Origin of the sequence: Shinella yambaruensis (assembly GCF_050859155.1) — a bacterium.
Lineage (GTDB): Bacteria > Pseudomonadota > Alphaproteobacteria > Rhizobiales > Rhizobiaceae > Shinella > Shinella yambaruensis.
Genome location: NZ_CP150641.1, coordinates 171735 through 193460 on the forward strand (window position 1 = coordinate 171735; position 21726 = coordinate 193460).

19 protein-coding genes are annotated in these 21726 nt (G+C 67.7%); 16 read left to right on the top strand and 3 right to left on the bottom strand.

Going from position 1 to position 21726, the window contains the following annotated elements; all coding sequences use genetic code 11:
- Nucleotides 1–132 precede the first annotated feature (132 nt).
- The 10 genes from WMC41_RS28635 (at nt 133) to WMC41_RS28680 (ending at nt 9908) form a co-directional block, all read left to right on the top strand.
- Nucleotides 133–1053, top strand: a complete 921-nt coding sequence (locus tag WMC41_RS28635; RefSeq protein WP_244768863.1) for a GntR family transcriptional regulator — start codon at nt 133–135, stop codon at nt 1051–1053.
- Nucleotides 1050–2408 (top strand): acyclic terpene utilization AtuA family protein, encoded by a 1359-nt coding sequence (locus tag WMC41_RS28640; RefSeq protein WP_244768864.1) that lies wholly within the window; start codon nt 1050–1052, stop codon nt 2406–2408. Before WMC41_RS28635 ends, WMC41_RS28640 begins: the two co-directional genes overlap by 4 nt.
- Nucleotides 2401–2703 carry a DUF4387 family protein gene (locus WMC41_RS28645; protein WP_244768865.1) on the top strand — a complete coding sequence of 101 codons (303 nt, stop codon included), beginning with the start codon at nt 2401–2403 and terminating at the stop codon, nt 2701–2703. Before WMC41_RS28640 ends, WMC41_RS28645 begins: the two co-directional genes overlap by 8 nt.
- A gap of 492 nt (nt 2704–3195) precedes the next feature.
- Nucleotides 3196–4149 (top strand): tripartite tricarboxylate transporter substrate binding protein, encoded by a 954-nt coding sequence (locus WMC41_RS28650; RefSeq protein ID WP_288082180.1) that lies wholly within the window; start codon nt 3196–3198, stop codon nt 4147–4149.
- Nucleotides 4150–4179: 30 nt separating this feature from the next.
- Nucleotides 4180–4653, top strand: coding sequence for a tripartite tricarboxylate transporter TctB family protein (locus WMC41_RS28655; protein WP_244768867.1), 474 nt, complete (start codon nt 4180–4182; stop codon nt 4651–4653).
- Nucleotide 4654: 1 nt separating this feature from the next.
- Nucleotides 4655–6172, top strand: a complete 1518-nt coding sequence (locus tag WMC41_RS28660) for a tripartite tricarboxylate transporter permease (RefSeq protein WP_244768868.1) — start codon at nt 4655–4657, stop codon at nt 6170–6172.
- 82 nt (nt 6173–6254) lie between these two features.
- Complete coding sequence (locus WMC41_RS28665) at nt 6255–7334, top strand: Ldh family oxidoreductase (protein ID WP_432349638.1); 1080 nt, start codon at nt 6255–6257, stop codon at nt 7332–7334.
- Nucleotides 7334–8119, top strand: coding sequence for a hydroxypyruvate isomerase family protein (locus WMC41_RS28670; RefSeq protein WP_432349639.1), 786 nt, complete (start codon nt 7334–7336; stop codon nt 8117–8119). Before WMC41_RS28665 ends, WMC41_RS28670 begins: the two co-directional genes overlap by 1 nt.
- Entirely contained in the window at nt 8116–9492 is a 1377-nt protein-coding gene (locus WMC41_RS28675; protein ID WP_432349640.1) for an NAD-dependent succinate-semialdehyde dehydrogenase, read from the top strand. Before WMC41_RS28670 ends, WMC41_RS28675 begins: the two co-directional genes overlap by 4 nt.
- A gap of 8 nt (nt 9493–9500) precedes the next feature.
- Nucleotides 9501–9908 carry a cupin domain-containing protein gene (locus tag WMC41_RS28680; RefSeq protein WP_244768872.1) on the top strand — a complete coding sequence of 136 codons (408 nt, stop codon included), beginning with the start codon at nt 9501–9503 and terminating at the stop codon, nt 9906–9908.
- 172 nt (nt 9909–10080) lie between these two features.
- Here the strand turns inward: WMC41_RS28680 and WMC41_RS28685 are convergent, their stop codons facing one another.
- Together WMC41_RS28685 and WMC41_RS28690 are read right to left on the bottom strand one after the other, a co-directional pair.
- Nucleotides 10081–11160, bottom strand: a complete 1080-nt coding sequence (locus WMC41_RS28685; RefSeq protein WP_432349641.1) for a threonine aldolase family protein — start codon at nt 11158–11160, stop codon at nt 10081–10083.
- A 76-nt stretch (nt 11161–11236) separates the two neighbouring features.
- Entirely contained in the window at nt 11237–12646 is a 1410-nt protein-coding gene (locus tag WMC41_RS28690) for a helix-turn-helix domain-containing protein (protein ID WP_432349642.1), read from the bottom strand.
- 119 nt (nt 12647–12765) lie between these two features.
- Here WMC41_RS28690 and WMC41_RS28695 point away from each other — a divergent pair, with 119 nt between their 5' ends.
- The 5 genes from WMC41_RS28695 to mce are packed head-to-tail and all read left to right on the top strand — an operon-like array spanning nt 12766 to nt 19236.
- A complete protein-coding gene (locus tag WMC41_RS28695) occupies nt 12766–14298 on the top strand; it encodes an acyl-CoA carboxylase subunit beta (protein ID WP_432349643.1) in 1533 nt (510 codons plus the stop codon).
- A gap of 14 nt (nt 14299–14312) precedes the next feature.
- Nucleotides 14313–14615 (top strand): hypothetical protein, encoded by a 303-nt coding sequence (locus tag WMC41_RS28700; protein WP_023514401.1) that lies wholly within the window; start codon nt 14313–14315, stop codon nt 14613–14615.
- Nucleotides 14615–16633: an acetyl-CoA carboxylase biotin carboxylase subunit gene (locus tag WMC41_RS28705; RefSeq protein WP_432349644.1), complete on the top strand. Its 2019-nt coding sequence runs from the start codon at nt 14615–14617 to the stop codon at nt 16631–16633. The genes WMC41_RS28700 and WMC41_RS28705 overlap by 1 nt, the downstream gene beginning before the upstream one ends.
- A 55-nt stretch (nt 16634–16688) precedes the next feature.
- Nucleotides 16689–18827 (top strand): methylmalonyl-CoA mutase, encoded by a 2139-nt coding sequence (gene scpA, locus WMC41_RS28710; RefSeq protein WP_432349645.1) that lies wholly within the window; start codon nt 16689–16691, stop codon nt 18825–18827.
- A gap of 7 nt (nt 18828–18834) precedes the next feature.
- Nucleotides 18835–19236: a methylmalonyl-CoA epimerase gene (mce, locus tag WMC41_RS28715; RefSeq protein ID WP_244768878.1), complete on the top strand. Its 402-nt coding sequence runs from the start codon at nt 18835–18837 to the stop codon at nt 19234–19236.
- Nucleotides 19237–19248: 12 nt separating this feature from the next.
- Here mce and WMC41_RS28720 read toward each other — a convergent pair whose 3' ends face one another.
- Nucleotides 19249–20247: an AraC family transcriptional regulator gene (locus tag WMC41_RS28720; RefSeq protein ID WP_432349646.1), complete on the bottom strand. Its 999-nt coding sequence runs from the start codon at nt 20245–20247 to the stop codon at nt 19249–19251.
- A 319-nt stretch (nt 20248–20566) separates the two neighbouring features.
- Between WMC41_RS28720 and WMC41_RS28725 the strand changes: the two genes are divergently transcribed.
- The gene (locus WMC41_RS28725; protein WP_244768880.1) at nt 20567–21685 is read left to right on the top strand and encodes a branched-chain amino acid ABC transporter substrate-binding protein; all 1119 of its coding nucleotides are present in this window, start codon (nt 20567–20569) and stop codon (nt 21683–21685) included.
- The last annotated feature ends 41 nt before the right edge of the window (nt 21686–21726 follow it).

Genomic DNA, 21726 nt, shown 5'->3' on the forward strand with positions numbered 1-21726 from the left:
ACCAGGATTCGGGCTATTGGACTTTTGTCATTTCAAAACACCAAGGAGAGTGCGCCGGCAGGACCGGCGCCGCCAGATTGATTGCCTGTGGATTGTCGTATATACGCGCTTAATACCATCCAGGGGTCGATCATGAACGAACTTCATCGCTCGCTGGCGGACAAGATCGTCCGCCATATCAGGACATCGGCCATGGAACGGGGACAGCACCTGACGGAAGCCAGCCTCCAGTCCCTGTTCGGCACGTCGCGCCAGCCGATCCGCTCGGCGCTCGGCATCCTGGCCGACCAGGGCATTGTCGAGCGGGTGCCCAACAAGGGCTTCTACCTGCGCGATCCCGACCGCATCGCCGCCGATCCGCTGCCGGCGGCCAACGAGACGTCGGACGAGGCGACCTATCTGCGCATCGCCGAAGACCGCCTGTCGCGCCGCCTGCCGGACCGGGTCAGCGAGACCGACCTGATGCGGCGCTACGGCGTGTCGCGGCTGGGGCTGCGGCGTATCCTGACGCGCATTTCCGGCGAGGGCTGGATCGAGCGCAACGAGGGCCGGGGCTGGACCTTCGCGGTGCTGATCGATTCCGTCGAGGCCTACCGGGAATGTTACGACCTGCGCCAGGCGATCGAGGTGCACGGCATCCGCTCGCCCGAGTTCCGGGCCGATCCCGCCGTGCTCGCGGACCTGCGCCGCCGGCAGGAGATCGTCGCCGACGGCGGCTGGCGTCGGCTCAGCCAGATGGAGCTGTTCGAGGCGAATTCGTCCTTCCACGAGGGTCTCGCCGCGCTCTCCGGCAACCGTTTCCTGGTCAACACGGTGCAGAAGCTCAACCAGCTCCGCCGCCTGATCGAATACCGCCAGACGCTGAATGCCGAGCAGGTGCGCGGCCAGAATGCCGAGCACCTCGCCATTCTCGACGCGCTGGATGCCGGCGATACCGGCAGGGCGGCGGACCTGATGCACGACCACCTCGGCAGGGCCAAGCTGCGCAAGGCCCGCGCCGAAATGTTTTCCGGTGGCCCCGCTGGCGGGCCGAGCAAGGGAGGTGACACATGACACGCGTACTTATACCCGCAGGCGCGCTGGGACTGGGCTATGACCGCGCGGCGCTGGAGCGCGGCGTCGCCAACCGGCCCGACATCATCGCCATTGATGGCGGATCGACGGACAGCGGCCCGTCCTATCTCGGGCGCGGCGTCTCGAAATATTCGCGCGCCTCGACCAAGGTGGAGTGGCGAGAATTGATGCAGGCGCGGGCCAAGGCCGGCGTGCCGCTCGTCATCGGCACGGCCGGCACCTGCGGCGCCGATGCCGCGGTCGACTGGCTGTTCGACATCACCCGCGAGATCGCCCTGGAGGAGGGCATGCAGGTCAAGGTCGCCACGCTGAAATCCGGCCAGCCGAAGGAACGGGTGAAGGCCGCGCTCGGCGAGGGCCGCCTGCACGCGCTGCCCGCCGCGCCCGACATCAACGAGGCCATCGTCGACGACTGCACCAACATCGTCGCGCTGGCCGGCGTCGAGCAGGTGGCGGCGGCGCTCGCCACCGGGGCGGACATCGTCATCGCCGGCCGCACCACGGACACCGCCATCATCGCGGCCCTGCCGGTCGTGCGCGGCGACCATGCCGGCGCCGCCTGGCACGGCGCCAAGGTCGGCGAATGCGGGGCGCTCGCCACCACGCAGCCGAATTCCGGCGTGATCCAGATCGATTTCGACGCCTCGGGCTTCACCATCGAGCCGATGGCCGCCGATGCCGCCGCGACGCCCTACACCGTCTCCGCCCACATGCTCTACGAGAACTCCGACCCCTTCATCCTGCACGAGCCGGGCGGCCATCTCGACGTGACGCGGTCGGAATACGAGGCGCTCGACGGGCGCCGGGTGCGCGTCGAGGGCTCGAAATGGGTGCCGGGGGGCTACACGGTCAAGCTGGAGGGCGCCCGCATCGTCGGCTACCAGACGGTCGGTCTCGCGGTGGTGCGCGAGCGCCGCTATGTCGAGCATGTGCGCGAATGGGCGGCGGATGTCGAGGCCAGGGTGCGCGACAAGATCGTCGCCCGCATGGGCCTTGCCCCCGATGCCTTCACCGTCGAGATTCGGCTGATCGGCATGGATGCGACGCTCGGCGCGCTGGAGAACCGCCACGACATTCCCGTCGAGGTCGGCATTCTCGGCATCCTCACCTGCCCGACCGCCGAGCTGGCGGCCGAGGCCGGCAAGATCCTCAACCCCTATCTCCTGCACCATCCCCTGACCGAGGACGAGCCGATGCCGACCTTCGCCTTTCCCTTCTCGCCCGCCGAAATGCAGCGCGGCGCGCTCTACGAGTTCTGCCTCAACCATGTGATGGAGCTGGACGACCCGCTCGCCGCCTTCGTGCTCGAGACCCACGAGGTGGGACATGCCTGAACTGGGAAGCCTCGTCAGCAAGGTGCGCTCCAAGAATGCCGGGCCGTTCTGGCTGACGGTCGATGTCTTCTGCGACGATCCGGCGACCTATGCCCGGGTGCGCGACGGGCTGAAGGACGCCACGGTGGCGAAGCTCTTCGGCGTCGAGCAGCAATTGCTCAAGCGCTTCGACATCCCGGCGCTCAACGTAGTGAAGTTCTCCGTGCCGCGCCCCGTCGTCCAGGGCACGCGCGCCGACCGCGACATGCACGGCGCCGGCTGGGCCTGCCTGCTGGAGGAACTGCAGATCGACTGACCGGCCTGTTGCGCACGGTTTCCTTTCGACGCCCTCCGCCTCCGGCAGGGGGCGTTTTGTTTGCAGGCCGAGGTTGCCGGCGCTCCGTTGTTTTCTTTTGAAACGATGTCGCTTCAGCAGTGGCCTATGAACAATGGAGATGACGGCCACCCCCCTCTGCCCTGCCGGGCATCTCCCCCTCAAGGGGGGAGATCGACAAGAGGCAGGAACCTTGTTCCATCAGCAAAGCCGGAGTTGGGCGAGACGGCGCTCCATCCGATCTTCCCCCTCGAGGGGGAGATGCCCGGCAGGGCAGAGGGGGGGGGGCTGCACCGGGTCCGGAACCCGGACCGCTTATTGCGCGGAACCGTTGCCTCCCAACGGCAACAACGGTGTTGCGCAACCGATAATATTGTCGTAAGTGTATTATTAAGACAACGGCAAGGAGGCCGGTGTCTGTGTTGCCGCTCGGCAGCACCGGGGCTTTCGGCCCGGACTTTTTGGGAGGAAATTATGATCAAAGCAGTTTTTGCCGCAGCATTGGCGTTTTCGCTTTCGGCCGCAGCGCCGGCCCTTGCCGATCCGGCCGTGGTGATGGCGCCGGGCGGCGCCGGCGGCGGCTATGACGCCATGGCGCGCCTGCCGTTCGAGGCCATGTCGAAGGAAGGCATCTTCACCGATGGCGCGACCTTCACCAACAAGGGCGGTGCCGGCGGCACGATCGGCCTTGCCGAATTCGTCGGCGCGAACCGCGGCAACGACAATGCCGTCATGTCGATGGGCGTCATCCTGGTCGGGGGCATCCTGCTCAATTCCTCGCCCGTCACGCTCGACGACGTGACGCCGCTGGTGCGCCTCACCAACGATACGGGCGTCGTCGCGGTGGCGACCGATTCCCCGATCAAGACGGTGGAAGACCTCGTCAAGGCGATGAAGGAGAACCTCGGTGCCGTGTCGATCGGCGGCGGCTCGGCCGGCGGCGTCGACCATATCGTGATGGCGCTGATCGCCAAGGAAAGCGGCCTGGAGCCGGCCAGGCTGAACTACATCCCCTATGACAGCGGCGCGGAAGCCGTGACCGCGCTCGGCGGCGGCGCCGTGACGGTCGCCGTCTCGGGCGTCTCGGAATTCAAGCCGATGGCCGATGCCGGCCGCATCCGCATCATCGCCGTCACCTCCGAGGGCCGCGTCGAGGGCATCGACGCGCCGAGCCTGAAGGAAGCCGGCCTCAACGTGGTCGTCGGCAACTGGCGCGGCATCGTCGGCGCGCCCGACATGTCGGCGGAGGGCCGTACCATGTGGCTCGACCGCTTCGCCAAGATGCACGACAGCACTGCCTGGAAGGACATCCTGGCCAAGCAGGGCTGGGAAGACGCCTACCTTGCCGGGGATGATTTCGTCGCCTTCCTGAACGACGAAAAGACCCGCATCGGCGCAATCCTGAAGGAAGCCGGCCTCACCAAGTAAGCCGCCGCGCTTTTCGAAAGGATGTCTGACATGACGGAACGCCCCTATTGGATTGCGGCGGGAACGGTCGGCTGGGGAGCCATCGTTTTCTGGAAGGCCGCGGAACTGCCCCAGTTCGACCAGTACGCCCATGTCGGCCCGGGCTTCATGCCCTCGGCCGTCGGGCTCGGCCTGGTCGTCCTGGGCCTGCTGCTGGCACTGCAGATCTACCGGGGCGTTCCGTTCGAGGAACAGGGCGCCGAGGACGTGAGCGAGGACCACAAGGTCAACTACATGGCGCTCGGCCTTGCCGCGGCCGCCAGCGCCCTGCCGATGCTGACGATGAAGCCGCTCGGCTTCGTCATCACCTGCACCGGCTGTTTCGTGCTGGTCGCGGCGGCCTTCAAGTCGCGCCGCTGGCATCTCGACCTGGTGCTCGGCTTCGGCTTCTCGCTTTTGTGCTGGTGGCTCTTCCGCAAGCTGGGCGTCCAGCTCGGCGGTCTTCTTCCGATGATGGGGGTGTAGGATGGACGCGATCACCGGCCTGATGAACGGTTTTTCCGTCGCCCTGCAGCCGCAGAACCTGTTTTGGGCCTTCGTCGGCACCTTCATGGGCACCGCCATCGGCGTGCTGCCCGGCATCGGCCCGGCGCTGACCATCGCGCTGCTCCTGCCCGTCACCGTCTATATCGAACCGACGGCGGCCTTCATCATGTTCGCCGGCATCCTGTACGGCGCGATGTATGGCGGCTCCACCACCTCGATCCTGCTCAACACGCCCGGCGAGAGCGGCTCGATGATGACCGCGCTGGAAGGCAACAAGATGGCCCGCCAGGGCCGCGGCGCGGCGGCGCTCTGCACGGCCGCGATCGGCTCCTTCGTCGCCGGCACCATCGGCACGCTCGGCATCACCTTCCTCGCCCCGCCCATCGCCGAGCTCGCCTTCATCTTCAAGCCGCAGGACTATTTCGCCCTGATGCTGCTCGCCTTCCTCTCCGTCTCCGTGGTGATGGGGACGTCCAAGGTGCGCGGCTTCATCGCGCTCTTCCTCGGCCTGTCGCTCGGCGTCGTCGGCATCGACAAGCAGACCGGCCTGCAAAGACTGACCTTCGGCGTGCCGGACCTCATGGACGGCGTCGAGATGACCGTCGTGCTCGTCTCGCTCTTCGCCGTCGGCGAGACGCTCTATGTCGCCAGCCGCTTCGGCTTCCAGAAGCCCAACCTCAATCCGCTTTCCGGCGGCATCTGGATGACGAAGGAAGACTGGAAGCGCTCGTGGAAGCCGTGGCTGCGCGGCACCGGCTTCGGCTTTCCCATCGGCGCGCTGCCGGCCGGCGGCGCGGAGATCCCGACTTTCCTCTCCTATACGGTCGAGCGCAACCTGACCAAGCATCCGGAGGAGTTCGGCCATGGCGCCATCGAGGGCGTGGCCGGTCCCGAGGCCGCGAACAACGCCGCTGCCGCCGGCGTGCTGGTGCCGCTCCTGACGCTCGGCCTGCCGACCTCGGCCACCGCCGCGATCCTGCTCGCCGCCTTCCAGAACTACGGGCTGCAGCCGGGGCCGCTGCTGTTCATCAACTCCGCCGATCTCGTCTGGGGCCTCATCGCCTCGCTCTATGTCGGCAACCTGATGCTGCTGATCCTCAACCTGCCGCTGGCGGGGCTGTGGGTGCGGCTGCTCTTCATCCCGCGTCCCTATCTCTATGCCGGCATCCTGATCTTCTCGCTGGTCGGCATCTGGGGCGTGTCGAACTCCTGGGTGGACCTTGCCATGATGGCCGGCGTCGGCGTGCTCGGCTACATGATGCGCGTCTATGATTTCCCGATCGCGCCGGTGCTGATCGGCCTCATCCTCGGGCCGATGGCGGAGGTGCAGATGCGCCGGGCGCTCGCCGTGGGGCAGGGGGATCCGACGGTCTTCGTCTCCACCCCGCTCTCGGCCGTGCTCATCGCCGTCTCGGTCCTGATCCTGATCGTGCCGGCGATGCTGCACTGGCGGCGCACCCGCAAGATCGACATGCCCGACGAAACCGCCGGCGTCTGACGCCGCCCACCATCCACGCCGATGCCTGACCGGCCGCTTCCCCGCGGGCGGGCGGGCGGTCGCAACCCTCCGGGAGCCCGAAATGGCCGAAACGCTTTATTTTAGAGCCGAAGACCTGATCCGATACGCCAAAGCCCTGTTCCTCTCCGTGGGCATGAGCGAGGCGGACGCGGCGCTGATCGCGGGCGACCTCGTCAAGGCGAACCTGCGCGGCGTCGACAGCCACGGCGTCAGCCGCATCCCGATGTATCTGGAGCGGCTGAAGCGCGGCCTCGTCAATCCGCGCCCCGACGTGACGGTGACGAAGGCGGCCGGCGCCGTTGCCGCGGTCGACGGCGACAACGGCATGGGCTTCATCGCTTCGAACATCGCCATGAGCGCCGCCTGCGACATTGCCGGCGAGATGGGCATCGGCCTTGCCGGCGTCCGCCGCTCCACCCATTTCGGCATGGGGGCGTGTTATGCGCTGCGCGCCATCGAGCGCGGCTTCATCTCGATGATCTTCACCAATTCCTCGCCCGCCATTCCGATGTGGGGCGGGCGCACCACCTTCCTCGGCGCAAGCCCCATCGCCGCCGGCATCCCGGGCGGCAAGCACCCGCCCTATGTCATGGACATGGCGATGACGGTGATTGCGCGCGGCAAGATCCGGCTTGCCGCCATGAAGGGCGATCCGATAGCCGAAGGCCTGGCGCTCGATGTCGACGGCAACCCCACCACGGACGCCGCCAAGGCCTTCGAGGGGGTCTGCCTGCCCTTCGGCGGTGTGAAGGGCTCCGTGCTGGCGACGCTGATGGACCTGATGTCGGGCGTCCTCACCGGCGCGAATTTCGGCGGCGATGTGAAGAGCCTCTATTTCGACCATTCCGAGCCGCAGAATGTCGGCCACCTGTTCTTCGCCATCAAGCCCGACCTCTTCCTCTCGCTCGACGATTTCGGCGCCCGCATGGATGAGTTCTACGAGCGCATCAAGGTGCTGCCGCGCGCGGCCGGCGTCGAGGAGATCATGATGCCGGGCGAGCCCGAGCAGCGCCGCGAGGACGAGCGCCGCCGCACCGGCATCCCTGTCACCGGCAATGTCGTCGCGGACCTTGCCGCCGAGGGCGCGGCCGCCGGCATCGCCGTGCCGGAAGGCAGCGCGGTCCCGTTCGAGGCGGCCTGATGAACCGCCTCTCCGCCCATATCGGCTATCTCTACGCAGACCTGCCGCTTGCCGAGCGGCCGGCGGCGGCGGCGGGCGACGGCTTCACCGCCGTCGAGCATCCGGAGCCCTGGGCCGTGCCGGCCAAGGAGATGCGCGCCCGCCTTGCCGATCTCGGCCTCACCTTCTCGCAGGTCACCTCGGGCATGGGCGATGCGGCTGCGGGCGAGAAGGGCCTTGCCGCGCTCGCCGGCCGCGAGGCGGAATTCCGCGCCGGCTTCGACCGCGCGCTCGCCTATGCGCTGGAGGTCGATTGCCCCTTCGTCCACCCCATGGCGGGCGTGCCGAAGGGCGGGCTCCTCGATGCCGCCGAGACCTACAGGCTCAACCTTTCCTGGGCGCTGAACCGGGTGGAGGGGAGCGGCGTTCGGGTGCTGGTCGAGGCGATCACCATTCCCGGCTATCACATGGGCAGCCTTGCCCTTGCGGCGGACCTGCAGGACCAGTTCCACGGCCGTTTCGCCCTCTTGTTCGACACCTACCATGCCGCCGTGCTCGGCGAGGATCCGCGTCGCTGGATCACGCGGAACGCCGGCCGCATCGGCCATGTCCATATCGCCGACCATCCCGGCCGTCACGAGCCGGGAACCGGCACGCTTTCCTTCGAGCCCGTCCTTACCGCCCTCACGGCGGCGGGCTATGCCGGCGCCATCGGCTTCGAATACATCCCCTCCGCCGCGACATCCGCCAGCGCTGCCTTCCTGCCCGGCTGGAAGCGGCTCCTTTCCGAAAAGGTTTCGCCATGACAGCCATCACCTCCGTCAACCCCGCCACCGGCCGGTCCATCCGCAGCTTCGACCTGCAGGACGATGCCGCCGTGGACGCCGCTTTGGAAGCGGCCGCCCGGGCGCAGCGTGCCTGGCGGCGCGTGCCGGTCGGCGAGCGCGTGGCGCTGCTCACCCGCATGGCCGCGGCGCTGCGCGCCGGCAAGGCGCGCTATGCCGGGATGATCGTGCGCGAAATGGGCAAGCCCATCGCGGAAGCCGAGGCCGAGATCGAGAAATGCGCGTATAATTGCGACTTCTACGCCGAGCATGCGCCGGCCTATCTCGCCGACGAGCCCGTCGCCTCCAATGCCAGCGAAAGCGTCGTCGCCTTCGAGCCGCTCGGCGTGGTGCTGGCGATCATGCCGTGGAACTATCCGTTCTGGCAGTATTTCCGCTTCGCCGCCCCGGCGCTCGCCGCCGGCAACGGCGCCATCCTCAAGCATGCCAACAACGTGCCGGAATGCGCCCTGGCCGTGCAGGAGGTGATGGAGGCCGCCGGCGCCCCGGCCGGGCTGACGGCGACGCTCCTCGTCGACACGTCCAGGGTCGCCAGCCTCATCGCCGACCCGCGCATCGCGGCCGTGACGCTGACCGGCTCGACCGAGGTCGGCGCCATCGTCGCCGCGCAGGCCGGCAAGGCGCTGAAGAAGCAGGTGCTGGAGCTCGGCGGCTCCGACCCGTTCATCGTGCTCGCCGATGCCGACCTCGACGCCGCCGCCGAGACCGCCGTCAAGGCGCGCTACATCAATGTCGGCCAGTCCTGCGTCAACGCCAAGCGCTTCATCGTGGAGGAGGCCGTGGCGGACCGCTTCACCGCGCTCTTCGTCGAGAAGGCCGCCGCGCTGACGATCGGCGATCCCATGGCGCGCGACACGAAGATCGGCCCGATGGCCCGCGAGAACCTGCGCACCGGCCTGCACGAGCAGGTGAAGCGCTCGCTCGCCGAAGGGGCCGTGCTGAAGCTCGGCGGCGCGCCGGTCGAGGGCGACGGCTTCTACTATCCGCCGACCGTGCTCGATCATGTCCGGCCCGGCATGACCGCCTTCCGCGAGGAGACCTTCGGCCCGGTCGCCGCCATCATCCGCGCGAAGGACGCAGACGAGGCCGTCGCCATGGCCAATGACAGCGAATACGGCCTCGGCGCCGCGCTCTGGACGGGCGACGTAGCCCGCGGCCGCGCGCTCGCCGCCCGCATCGATGCCGGCGCCGTCTTCATCAACGGCATGACCGCCTCCGACCCGCGCTACCCCTTCGGCGGCATCAAGCGCTCCGGCTACGGGCGCGAGCTCGGCGTCTACGGCATCCGCGAATTCGTCAACGTCAAGACCGTCTGGATCGGTCCTGCCAAGTGAGGTCCCACATGCCCGAACCCGCCATCCTGCGCCCGCACGAACTGAAGACCAACGACCGCGGCGGCGGCGCGCGCACCACGCCGCTCGTCACCCGCCGCTGCGGCTCCACCAGCATGATCAACGGCATCACCGCCTTCGATCCCGGCGCCGCCATCGGCCTGCATTTCCACAATTGCGAGGAGAGCGTCATGGTGATCGAGGGCGAGGCGATCGCCGAGATCGACGGGGTGCAGCACCACCTCGCCACCAACGACACGACCTGGATCCCCGCCAACGTGCCGCACCGCTTCATCAATGCGTCGGACAAGCCGATGCGCATCTTCTGGACCTATGCCACGGTCGACGCCACCCGCACCATGGTCGCGACAGGCGAGAGCCGGTCGATCGACGCCGAACACGGCCACGCACCGAAATGACGGAGAAACCGCTGCCGCCGGCTGCTACCCATCGGACGGCAGGGCAATCGCATATGAATTCAACGTTGCCGCCTTCCCCTTCTCCCCCGCGGGGAGAAGGGGAAGAACGGTAATGCCGAATTCCATATGCGATTGCCCTGTATCTGACAGAGGGTATGGCGCGCAGCCTTTTCTATGGCGCGGCATGACCTTGCGGAGCGGCCCGCAGCCGCGCCAGCGCTGCGACGATCGCCCGCCCGGCGGCCTCCACGTCCCCGGCTGAAATGTCGAGATGGGTGACCATGCGGATGCGGCTCTCGCCCTCGACATTGACGCGGACCGCCTCGCCGAGCAGCGCCTCGGCCAATGCGCGCGCGGCAACGCCCGTGCCGGCAAGGTCGAGGAAGAGGATGTTGGTGAAGCTGCTCTCGGGTTGCAGCGTCAGGCCCGGCACGCCGGCAAGGAGCGCCGCGAGCCGCCGGGCATTGGCATGGTCCTCCGCCAGGCGCGCGACATTGTGGTCGAGCGCATAGAGCCCCGCGGCGGCGAGGATGCCGGACTGCCGCATCGCCCCGCCGAGCCGGTGCTTCCAGACCAGCGCTTCCTCGATGAAGGCCTCCGGCCCCGCCAGCACGGCGCCGACCGGGCATCCCAGTCCCTTGGAGAGGTCGATCCAGACGCTGTCGCAGGGCGCGGCGAAGCGCGCCGCCGCAAGGCCGGTGGCGACAGCGGCGTTGAGCAGCCGCGCGCCGTCCATGTGCAGCGCAAGCCCCTTCTCGCGCGCCAGCGCCTTCAGGGCGAGGATATCCGCCTCGGGCCAGATGCGCCCGCCGCCCCTGTTGGTGGTCTGCTCGATGGCGATGACCCGGCTGCGCGGCGAACGGTGGCGCGGCGCCCGCAGCCGGCGGGCGACGTCCTCCACGGAAAAGAGGCCCGTCGCCGTCTCGATCGGCCGGAACTGCGCGCCGGAAAGCGCGGCCGCCCCCGCCCCCTCCGAGCCGAAGACATGGGCATTCTCCGCGCAGACGATCTCGTCCCCCGCCCGGCAATGGACGAGGAAGGCGATCTGGTTCGCCATCGTCCCGGACGGCAGGAACAGCGCCTTCTCCTGCCCGAGAAGCCCGGCCACCCGCGCCTCCAGCGCCAGCGTCGTCGGGTCCTCGCCCCGCTGCTCGTCGCCCACGGGCGCCGCCGCGATGGCCTGGCGCATGCCCTTGGAGGGGCGCGTCGCGGTGTCGGCGGCAAGATCGATGAGGCGGGGCTGTGTCGGCATGTCTCGTCGGTCCTTCCCGTGTTCGAAGCCGGCCGGGACTATGCAGGGACCGCCCGGCGAAAGGCAAGCCGGCCCCTCAGGCAAGACGGTAGGGGATCGTCTCGCGGATGTCGGGATCGACCTGCAGGCGGCCGCGGATCGGCGGGACGGCGCGGCTCGGACAGTTGCCACGCTCGCACAGCCGGCAGGAAATGCCGATCGGCTCGAAGCGGGAGCGCTCGCCGATCGCAAGGTCGTCGGCATAGACGAACTGGTCGGCATAGGAGACCTCGCAGCCAAAGGCGAGCACATAGCCCGTGCGCGTGGCGGCAAAGCCGCCGGTGCCCTTGAAGGTCTGCGTCGCAAGACAGAGATAGCGCACCCCGTCGGGCGTTTCGGCCAGCTGGCGGATGATGCCCTGCGGCACCTCGAAGGCCCGGTGGGCGTTCCACAGCGGACAGGCCGCGCCGAAGCGGGCGAATTGCAGCTTCGTCGCGCTGTGCCGCTTGGTGATGTTGCCGGCGCGGTCGATCCTCGCGAAGAAGATCGGCACGCCCTTGCTGCCCGGCCGCTGCAGCGTCGAGAGCCGGTGGCAGACCTGCTCCAGCGAGGCCTCGAAGCGGGCGGAGAGCAGTTCGATATCGTGGCGCAGTTTTTGCGCGGCGGCGAGGAATTCGCTGTAGGGCATGACGAGGGCGCCGGCGAAATAGTTGTGCAGGCCGATGCGACAGATGTCCCTTGCTTCGTCCGTGCGGAAGTTCGCCCGCTGCACGATCTCCTCGATCTCCCGCGCCGCATGGAGCCGGGAGACCTGGTGGGCGAGCTGGAAGACCTGCGTCGGGTTCGCCGAGAGCCGGTTGAGGGTCAGCACCTTGCGGTCGCGGTCGTAGTGGCGCAGCGGGCCGTCATTGGTCTCGGCGAAGGCGACCGAGACGCCGAACTGCTTTTCAAGATGGCGCACGAGGGCGGACCTGCGGTCGAAGCCCGCGCCGTAGAGGCCGGTCGCCAGCGTTTCGGCGAGAATGTCGAGCGCGTGCACGTAGTTGTCGACGAAATGGAAGAAGTCGCGCACCTCCTCGTAGGGCGTGGCGCCGAGGCCGGGGGCGTTCTCGCGGTCGTGGTCGAGGCTCGCCAGCTGCTCGCTCTTGCGGCGATAGGCCTGGTGGGCGAGCACGAGTGCATGGGCGAGCGCCGGGGCGTTCTGCGAAATCAGCTTGAGTTCCTGGAGGGAAGGGCTGAAACTCTCGAAGATCGGGTCGGCGAGCGCCTCGCTGAGCGCCGAGAGCAGCCGGTCGGTCTCCCCGCGCGAAAGCTCGCTGATGTCGAGGTTGAACTTGTCGGCGAGCTGCAAGAGCACGGCGGCGGAGACGGGGCGCTGGTTGTTCTCGATCTGGTTGAGGTAGCTGGTGGAGATGCCGATGCGCTTGGCGAACTGGCTCTGCGTCTGCTGGCTCGCCACGCGCAACTCGCGCACCTTCAGGCCGATGAACAGTTTTCCAAGCGCCATGTTCGCAATTTCGCAAGTTTCAATTCGCGAATTTATAATTCCACATTCGCGCCCGATCAAGACTTCAGCAAACCTGTGCAAACCGGTATGACTACCAGACGACACCATTGGGAGCCTTCATGCGCGACATCCTTGAACAACTCGAACAACGCCGCAGCGAGGCGAGGCTCGGCGGCGGCCAGAAGCGCATCGACGCCCAGCACGGCAAGGGCAAGCTGACGGCGCGCGAGCGCATCGAGGTGCTGCTCGACGAGGGCTCCTTCGAGGAATACGACATGTACGTCACCCACCGGGCCGTCGATTTCGGCATGGCGGGGCAGACCTTCGCGGGCGACGGCGTCGTCACCGGCTGGGGCACGATCAACGGCCGGCAGGTCTATGTCTTCAGCCAGGATTTCACCGTGCTCGGCGGCTCGCTGTCGGAAACCCATGCCCAGAAGATCTGCAAGATCATGGACATGGCGGTGCGCAACGGCGCCCCGGTCATCGGCCTCAACGACAGCGGCGGCGCGCGCATCCAGGAGGGCGTCGCCTCGCTTGCCGGTTATGCCGAGGTGTTCCGCCGCAATGCGGAGGCCTCCGGCGTCATCCCGCAGATCTCCGTCATCATGGGCCCCTGCGCGGGCGGCGCCGTCTATTCGCCGGCCATGACCGACTTCATCTTCATGGTGCGCGACACCTCCTACATGTTCGTGACGGGCCCGGACGTGGTGAAGACCGTCACCAACGAGATCGTCACCGCCGAGGAACTCGGCGGCGCCGGCACCCACACGAAGAAGTCCTCAGTCGCCGACGCGGCCTATGAGAACGACGTCGAGACGCTGGAGAATGTCCGGCTGCTCTTCGATTTCCTGCCGCTCAACAACCGGGAGAAGCCGCCGGTCCGCCCGTTCCACGACGATCCTGCGCGCCTCGAAATGCGCCTCGACAGCCTCGTGCCCGAAAGCTCGACCAAGCCCTACGACATGAAGGAATTGATCCTGGCTTTGGCCGACGAGGGCGATTTCTTCGAATTGCAGGAGGCCTTCGCCCGCAACATCATCACCGGCTTCATCCGGCTGGAGGGCCAGACGGTCGGCGTCGTCGCCAACCAGCCGATGGTGCTGGCCGGCTGCCTCGACATCGATTCCGCCCGCAAGGCCGCGAAATTCGTGCGCTTCTGCGATGCCTTCTCGATCCCGCTCCTCACCCTCGTCGACGTGCCCGGCTTCCTGCCCGGCACCGCGCAGGAATATAACGGCATCATCAAGCACGGCGCCAAGCTGCTCTTCGCCTACAGCCAGGCGACGGTCCCGATGGTGACGCTGATCACCCGCAAGGCCTATGGCGGGGCCTATGACGTCATGGCCTCCAAGCATATCGGCGCCGATGTCAACTATGCCTGGCCGACCGCCGAGATCGCCGTGATGGGCGCCAAGGGCGCGACCGAGATCCTCTATCGCTCGGAACTTAGCGATGCGGAGAAGATCGCCGCCCGCACGAAGGAATACGAGGAACGCTTCGCCAATCCCTTCGTCGCCGCCGAGCGCGGCTTCATCGACGAGGTGATCATGCCGCATTCCTCGCGCCGGCGCATCGCCCGGGCCTTCGCATCGCTGAAAAACAAGCAGGTGGAGACGCGCTGGAAGAAGCACGACACGATACCCCTTTGACGAGGACGGGGAGGATGGAACGGCCGGAACTGACGCCGGAGGAGGCGCGCAAGGACCACTGGCACATGCTGCGCTTCATGATGCTGCATGCGCTTGTCGGCGGCCTTATCGGCGCGGCCACGGCCGCCGCCGTCATCCTCCTCGATATCGGCGGCATCGGCACGCGTATCGCCCGTGCGGCGGATCCGGTCATGCCGGTCCTGCTGCTCGTCGTGCCCTTCGCCTCGCTGTTCGGCGGGGCCGCGACGGCCTCGGCCATCCTGCTGATGCCTTACGAAAAGAAATACAAAGACAGACCGGGACCGGAAGACACCTGATGTTCAAGAAAATCCTGATTGCCAATCGCGGCGAAATCGCCTGCCGCGTCATCAAGACCGCCCGCAGGCTCGGCATTCCCACCGTCGCGGTCTATTCCGATGCCGACCGCAACGCGCTGCATGTGACCATGGCCGACGAGGCCGTGCATATCGGGCCGGCACCGTCGGCACAGTCCTACATCGTCATTGATCGCATCCTCGAGGCCATCCGCAAGACCGGCGCGGACGCCGTGCATCCCGGCTACGGCTTCCTGTCGGAAAACGCCGCCTTCGCCGAGGCGCTGGAGAAGGAGGGCGTCGCCTTCATCGGCCCGCTGGTCGGCGCCATCCAGGCGATGGGCGACAAGATCACCTCGAAGAAGCTGGCGGCGGAGGCCGGCGTCAACACGGTGCCCGGCCATATGGGCCTGATCGAGGATGCCGACAAGGCGGTGACGATCGCCTCGCGCATCGGCTATCCCGTGATGATCAAGGCGTCCGCCGGCGGCGGCGGCAAGGGCATGCGCATCGCCTGGAACGACGCGGAGGCGCGCGAGGGCTTCCAGTCGTCCAGGAACGAGGCGAAGAGCTCGTTCGGCGACGACCGCATCTTCATCGAGAAGTTCGTCACGCAGCCGCGCCATATCGAGATCCAGGTGCTGGGCGACAAGCACGGCAGCACGCTCTATCTCGGCGAGCGCGAATGCTCGATCCAGCGGCGCAACCAGAAGGTCATCGAGGAGGCGCCGTCGCCCTTCCTCGATGTGGCAACGCGCAAGGCCATGGGCGAGCAGGCCGTGGCGCTGGCGAAGGCCGTCGGCTACCATTCCGCCGGCACGGTGGAGTTCATCGTCGACGGGAACCGCAATTTCTACTTCCTCGAAATGAACACGCGCCTGCAGGTCGAGCATCCGGTGACGGAGCTCATCACCGGCATCGACCTCGTCGAGCAGATGATCCGTGTCGCCGCCGGCGAGAAGCTGGCCTTCGGGCAGGACGACGTGCGGCTGGACGGCTGGGCGATCGAAAGCCGCCTCTATGCCGAGGACCCCTACCGCAACTTCCTGCCGTCGATCGGCCGCCTCACGCGCTACCGCCCGCCGGCCGAGGGCAAGGCGGCCGACGGCACGGTCGTGCGCAACGATACCGGCGTCTACGAGGGCGGCGAGATCTCGATGTATTACGACCCGATGGTCGCCAAGCTCTGCGCCTGGGCACCGGGCGAGGGGGCCGAGGCCCGGCGTGCGGCGGTGGACGCCATGGCCCGCGCGCTCGACGGTTTCGAGGTCGAGGGCGTCGGCCACAACCTGCCGTTCCTCGCGGCCGTCATGCAGCAGCCGCGGTTCCGCGAGGGCCGGCTGACGACCGCCTATATCGCGGAGGAGTTCCCGGACGGCTTTAACGGCGTCGAGCCGGATGGAGAGGCCGCGCGGGTGCTTGCCGCCGTCGCCGCCTCGGTCAATCAGGTGATGCAGGCCCGCGCCGTGCAGATTTCCGGCACGATCGGCAACCACCGTCGCGTCCTCGGCAAGGACTGGGTCGTGCGCTTCGGCGAGACCGAGCTTGCCCTGACGCTGGAAACCGGCGTGGAGGGTGCCAGCGTGCGCTTTGCCGACGGCACCGTGCTGCCCGTCGCCGGCAGCTTCGTGCCGGGCTCCACCCATGCCTCCTTCACCATTGCCGGCGAGACGGTCGGCATGAAGGTCGATCTCGTCGGCCCGGCCATCCGCCTGCGCTGGCGGGGCATGGACGTCAAGGCCCATGTCCGCTCGGGCCGGGTCGCGGCGCTGGCGCGGCTGATGCCGAAGAAGCAGCCGCCGGACACCTCGAAGATGCTGCTCTGCCCGATGCCGGGCGTCATCACCTCCGTCAGCGTCAAGGCGGGCGATACGGTCGAGGCCGGGCAGGCGCTCGCCGTCGTCGAGGCGATGAAGATGGAGAACATCCTGCGCGCGGAAAAGCGCGCGGTCGTCAGGCGCGTCGCCGTCGAGCCGGGCGCGAGCCTTGCGGTCGACGAGCTGATCATGGAGTTCGAATGATGGGAGTTCGAATGATGGCAAACGACCTTGACCGCGGCCGGCAGGAGGGCGCCCGATGAACGACAAGACGATCGCCGACTGGCAGGCGCTGGCCGAGAAGGAGCTGAAGGCCTCCCCCGAGACGCTGACCTGGCAGACGCCGGAGGGCATCGCCGTCAAGCCGCTCTATACCGCCGCCGATATCGAGGGCATCGACCATTTGTCCTCGCTGCCCGGCTTTGCGCCCTTCGTGCGCGGGCCGCGCGCCACCATGTATGCGGGGCGGCCGTGGACCATCCGGCAATATGCCGGCTTCTCCACCGCCGAGGCCTCGAACGCCTTCTACCGCAAGAATCTGGCCGCCGGTCAGCAGGGCGTGTCGGTCGCCTTCGATCTTGCCACCCATCGCGGCTATGACAGCGACCATCCGCGCGTCGTCGGCGATGTCGGCAAGGCGGGCGTCGCCATCGACAGCGTCGAGGACATGAAGATCCTGTTCGACGGCATCCCGCTGGAGAAGATCTCCGTGTCGATGACGATGAACGGTGCCGTCATCCCCATCCTCGCCAGCTTCATCGTGGCCGGCGAGGAACAGGGCGTCCCGCGCGAAAAGCTGTCGGGGACCATCCAGAACGACATCCTCAAGGAGTTCATGGTCCGCAACACCTATATCTACCCGCCGGCCCCCTCGATGCGGATCATCGCCGACATCATCGAATATACCGCGCGGCAGATGCCGAAGTTCAACTCCATCTCGATCTCCGGCTACCACATGCAGGAGGCCGGGGCGACGCTGGTGCAGGAGCTGGCCTTCACGCTGGCCGACGGGCGCGAATATGTCCGCGCCGCGCTGGCCAAGGGGCTCGACGTCGACGATTTCGCCGGCCGCCTCTCCTTCTTCTTCGCCATCGGCATGAACTTCTTCATGGAGGCCGCCAAGCTGCGCGCGGCGCGGCTGCTGTGGACGCGCATCATGCAGGAATTCGAGCCGAAGAAGCCGTCCTCGCTGATGCTGCGCACCCATTGCCAGACCTCCGGCGTCTCCCTGCAGGAGCAGGACCCCTACAACAACGTCATCCGCACCGCCTACGAGGCGCTGTCGGCCGCCCTCGGCGGCACCCAGTCGCTGCACACCAACGCGCTCGACGAGGCGATCGCGCTGCCGACGGAGTTTTCCGCCCGCATCGCCCGCAACACCCAGCTCATCCTGCAGAACGAGACGGGCGTGACCAGGGTGGTCGATCCGCTCGCCGGCTCCTACTACGTCGAAAGCCTCACCAACGCGCTGGCGGAAAAGGCCTGGGCGCTGATCGAGGAGGTGGAGGCGATGGGCGGCATGACGAAGGCGGTCGATGCCGGCCTGCCGAAGCGGCTGATCGAGGAGGCGGCGACGCGCCGGCAGGCCGCGGTCGACAAGGGCGAGGAGGTGATCGTCGGCGTCAACAGGTTCCGCCTGGAGGACGAAGCGCCGATCGACACGCTGGAGATCGACAATACTGCCGTCCGTTCCTCGCAGATCAAGCGGCTCGAAGCGATCCGGCGCCGGCGGGATTCCGCCGCCGTCACGGCCGCGCTCGCGCGCCTCGAGGAGATCGCCCGCACCGGCGAGGGCAATATCCTGGACGCGGCCGTCGACTGTGCCCGCGCCAGGGCCACCGTCGGCGAGATCTCCGATGCCCTGCGCGCGGTCTTCGGCAACCATGTCGCCGAGCCCAAGGTCGTCCGCAACATCTACGGCAAGGCCTATGAGGGCGAGCCGGAACTGTCGGTCCTGACGGAGCGTCTCGACGGCGTCGCCGAAAAGCTCGGGCGCAAGCCGCGGGTGATGGTCGCAAAACTCGGGCAGGACGGCCACGACCGCGGCGCCAAGGTCATCGCCTCGGCCTTCGGCGACCTCGGCTTCGACGTGCTGGCGGGGCCGCTGTTCCAGACGCCGGACGAGGCCGCCGCCATGGCCGCGGCGAAGGGCGTCGACGTCATCGGCGTCTCCTCGCTCGCCGCCGGCCACAAGACGCTGATGCCGCAGCTTGCCGAGGCCCTGAAGGCCAAGGGCGGCGAGGACATCATCGTCGTCTGTGGCGGGGTCATCCCGCGGCAGGACTATTCCTATCTGATGGAGAACGGCGTCGCCGCCGTCTTCGGCCCGGGCACCAACGTGCTCGATGCCGCCCGGACGGTGCTCGACCTGATCGAAGGCCGCCGCAGGAACCAGTGAGGCCAGCATGCTGAAACGCGTCAACCATATCGCCATCGCCGTCCCGGATCTGGCAGCGGCGGCCAGCCGCTACCGCGACCTCGGCGTTGCGACGACCGAGCCGCAGGACCTGCCGGAACACGGCGTGCGCATCGTCTTCGTGGAGTTCGAGAACACCAAGATCGAGCTTCTGGAGCCGCTGGGGCCGAATTCGCCCATCGCCGCCTTCCTGGAACGCCAGCCGGCGGGCGGCATCCACCACATCTGCTTCGACGTGGACGACATTTCGGCGGCCATCGGCACGGCGACGGAAAACGGCATCCGCCTGCTCGGCGGCGGCGAGCCGAAGACCGGCGCGCACGGCAATCCCGTCGTCTTCGCCCATCCCAAGGATTTCCAGGGCACGCTCGTCGAGTTCGAGGAGAACTGACGAAAGACCGCCCTACGCCTCCGTCGCGCCCGCACTGCGCCGGAAAACGGCCGGGGACTTCCCGGTCCATTTGCGGAAGGCGCGGTAGAAGGCGCTCGGCTCGGAAAAGCCGAGGTCGGCGGCGAGCTGCGTGACATTGGCATGGCCCTCCGCCAGCGCCTCCATGGCGAGCGCGCGGCGCAGGTCGTCCTTGATCTCCCGGTAGGACTGCCCCTCCAGCTTCAGCCGCCGCCGCAGGCTCGGCGCGGGGATGCGCATGCGCCCGGCCAGCTCCTCGAAACCCGGCCAGGCCTGCGGCGCGAGGCCGCCGAGGCGCTTGCGGATGGCGGCCGACAGGCCCATGTCGTGCCGGTAGCGCACGAGGATGTTGCCCGGCGCGTGGCGGAGGAATTCCTTCAGCGCGCGCTCGTCGCGGATGGTCGGCAGGTTCAGGAACTCGGCATCGAAGACCAGCCGCGTCTGCGGCTGGTCGAAGCGCACCGGCGCGCCGAAGAACAGGCGGTAGTCGGTGCCGGCCGGCGGCGCGCTGCAGCGGAAATCGACCCAGCGGATCGGCAGCCGCCGCCCGATCAGCCAGCAATTGACCCCGTGCACGATGATCCAGTAGGTGCGGTAGGCGAAGGCCGAGCGCGGCCCGCCCGCATCCTTCAGCACGATCTGCGCCAGCCCCTCCTCGACGACCAGCGTGCCGTGCGGATCGTCGAGCACGATCCTCAGGAACCGCAGCGCCCGCCGCAGCGCATGTTCCAGCGTCGCCGTCGAGAGGATGGCCTGGCAGAGCAGCGCGAAGGAGCCGGCACGCATGGGCCGCGCGCCCTCGCCGAAGAACTCGTCGTCCATGGTGCGGGCCACCGCGTGCCAGAAGGCGCCGTAGCGCTCGGCCGGGATGGGGCCGTTGATGACCGGCGGGAGGCCCGCTTCGGCGAGGAGCGGCGCGGCCTCCACCCCCTGCCGCCGCAGGCATTCGAGCGTGTCGTCCATGAAGCAGGGCGCGATCATGCGGCGTTCCATGCGGCCTGCCCTCCGTCCCTATGGCAAAAGCGATCACGAAATCTGAAACCTTCGGTCATTGCATACCATATTTCTCCGCCGCATCATCCCCTCTCGAAAGAAGGGGAGCCGGGCGGCATGGAGCCGGGGCGCCGCGCCTTCGCCGCCTGAAAGCGCGGCCGGCGGGGCGGGAGCCCGAACCGCCCGCCGGACACAGTCCGACATCATCACGACCGAATGCCTGGCGGGTGTCTTCACGCGCCGGATGGCGTTCTGCGCCGATCGTGGGCAGCGCAGCAAGGCCTCAACCATCGCCCGCAGCCAAACTGGGAGCGCATCCATGAAGAAAATCCTCTTGTCCTCGGTGGTCCTGACATCCCTGGCCCTGTCCGGCGGCAGCGCCTTCGCCGATATCGTCATCGGCGTCGCCGGCCCCATTACCGGCCCGAACGCCGCCTTCGGCGCGCAGTTCGTCAAGGGCGCGGAACAGGCGGCCGCCAACATCAACGCGGCCGGCGGCGTGCTCGGCGAGCAGGTGAAGATCGTCATCGGCGACGACGTCTCGGACCCCAAGCAGGGCATCTCGGTCGCCAACAAGTTCGTCGCCGACGGCATCCACTATGTCGTCGGCCATTTCAATTCCGGCGTCTCGATCCCCGCCTCCGAGGTCTATGCGGAAAACGGCGTGCTGCAGATCACGCCGGCCTCGACCAACCCGCAATTCACCGAGCGGGGCCTGTGGAACACCTTCCGCACCTGTGGGCGCGACGACCAGCAGGGCAGGGTGGCGGCCGCCTATATCGCGGCCAATTTCAGGGACGCGAAGATCGCCATCGTGCATGACAAGACGCCCTACGGCCAGGGCCTCGTCGACGTCGCCAAGCAGGAGCTGAACGGCGAGGGCATCACCGAGGTCCTCTATGAGGGCATCACCGGCGGCGAGAAGGATTTTTCCGCGCTGATCGCCAAGATGAAGGATGCCGGTGTCACGCTCATCTATTTCGGCGGCCTGCACACCGAGGCCGGGCTGATCATGCGCCAGTCGGCCGACCAGGGGCTGAAGGCGACGCTGTTCTCCGGCGACGGCATGGTCTCCAGCGAGCTGGCGCAGATCGCGGGCGATGCCGTCGTCGGCACGCTGAACACCTTCGCCCCCGACCCGCGCCGCAACCCGGCGGCAAAGGAGGTGGTCGAGGCCTTCCGCGCCGCCGGCTTCGAGCCGGAAGCCTATACGCTCTATTCCTACATCGCCGTGCAGATCGTCGCTGCCGCCATCGAGAAGACGGGCTCGGCCGAGGATGCGCAGAAGGTCGCCGAGACCATCAGGTCCGGCGGTCCCTGGGCGACGGCGCTGGGCGAGATCGGCTACGACGCCAAGGGCGACATCAACCGCCCCGACTATGTCATCTACGAATGGCGCAAGGGCGAGGACGGCAAGCCGACCTATTTCGAGAAATAGAGCATTTCCAGCAAAAGTGCGAAGCGGTTTTGCGTCCGGAA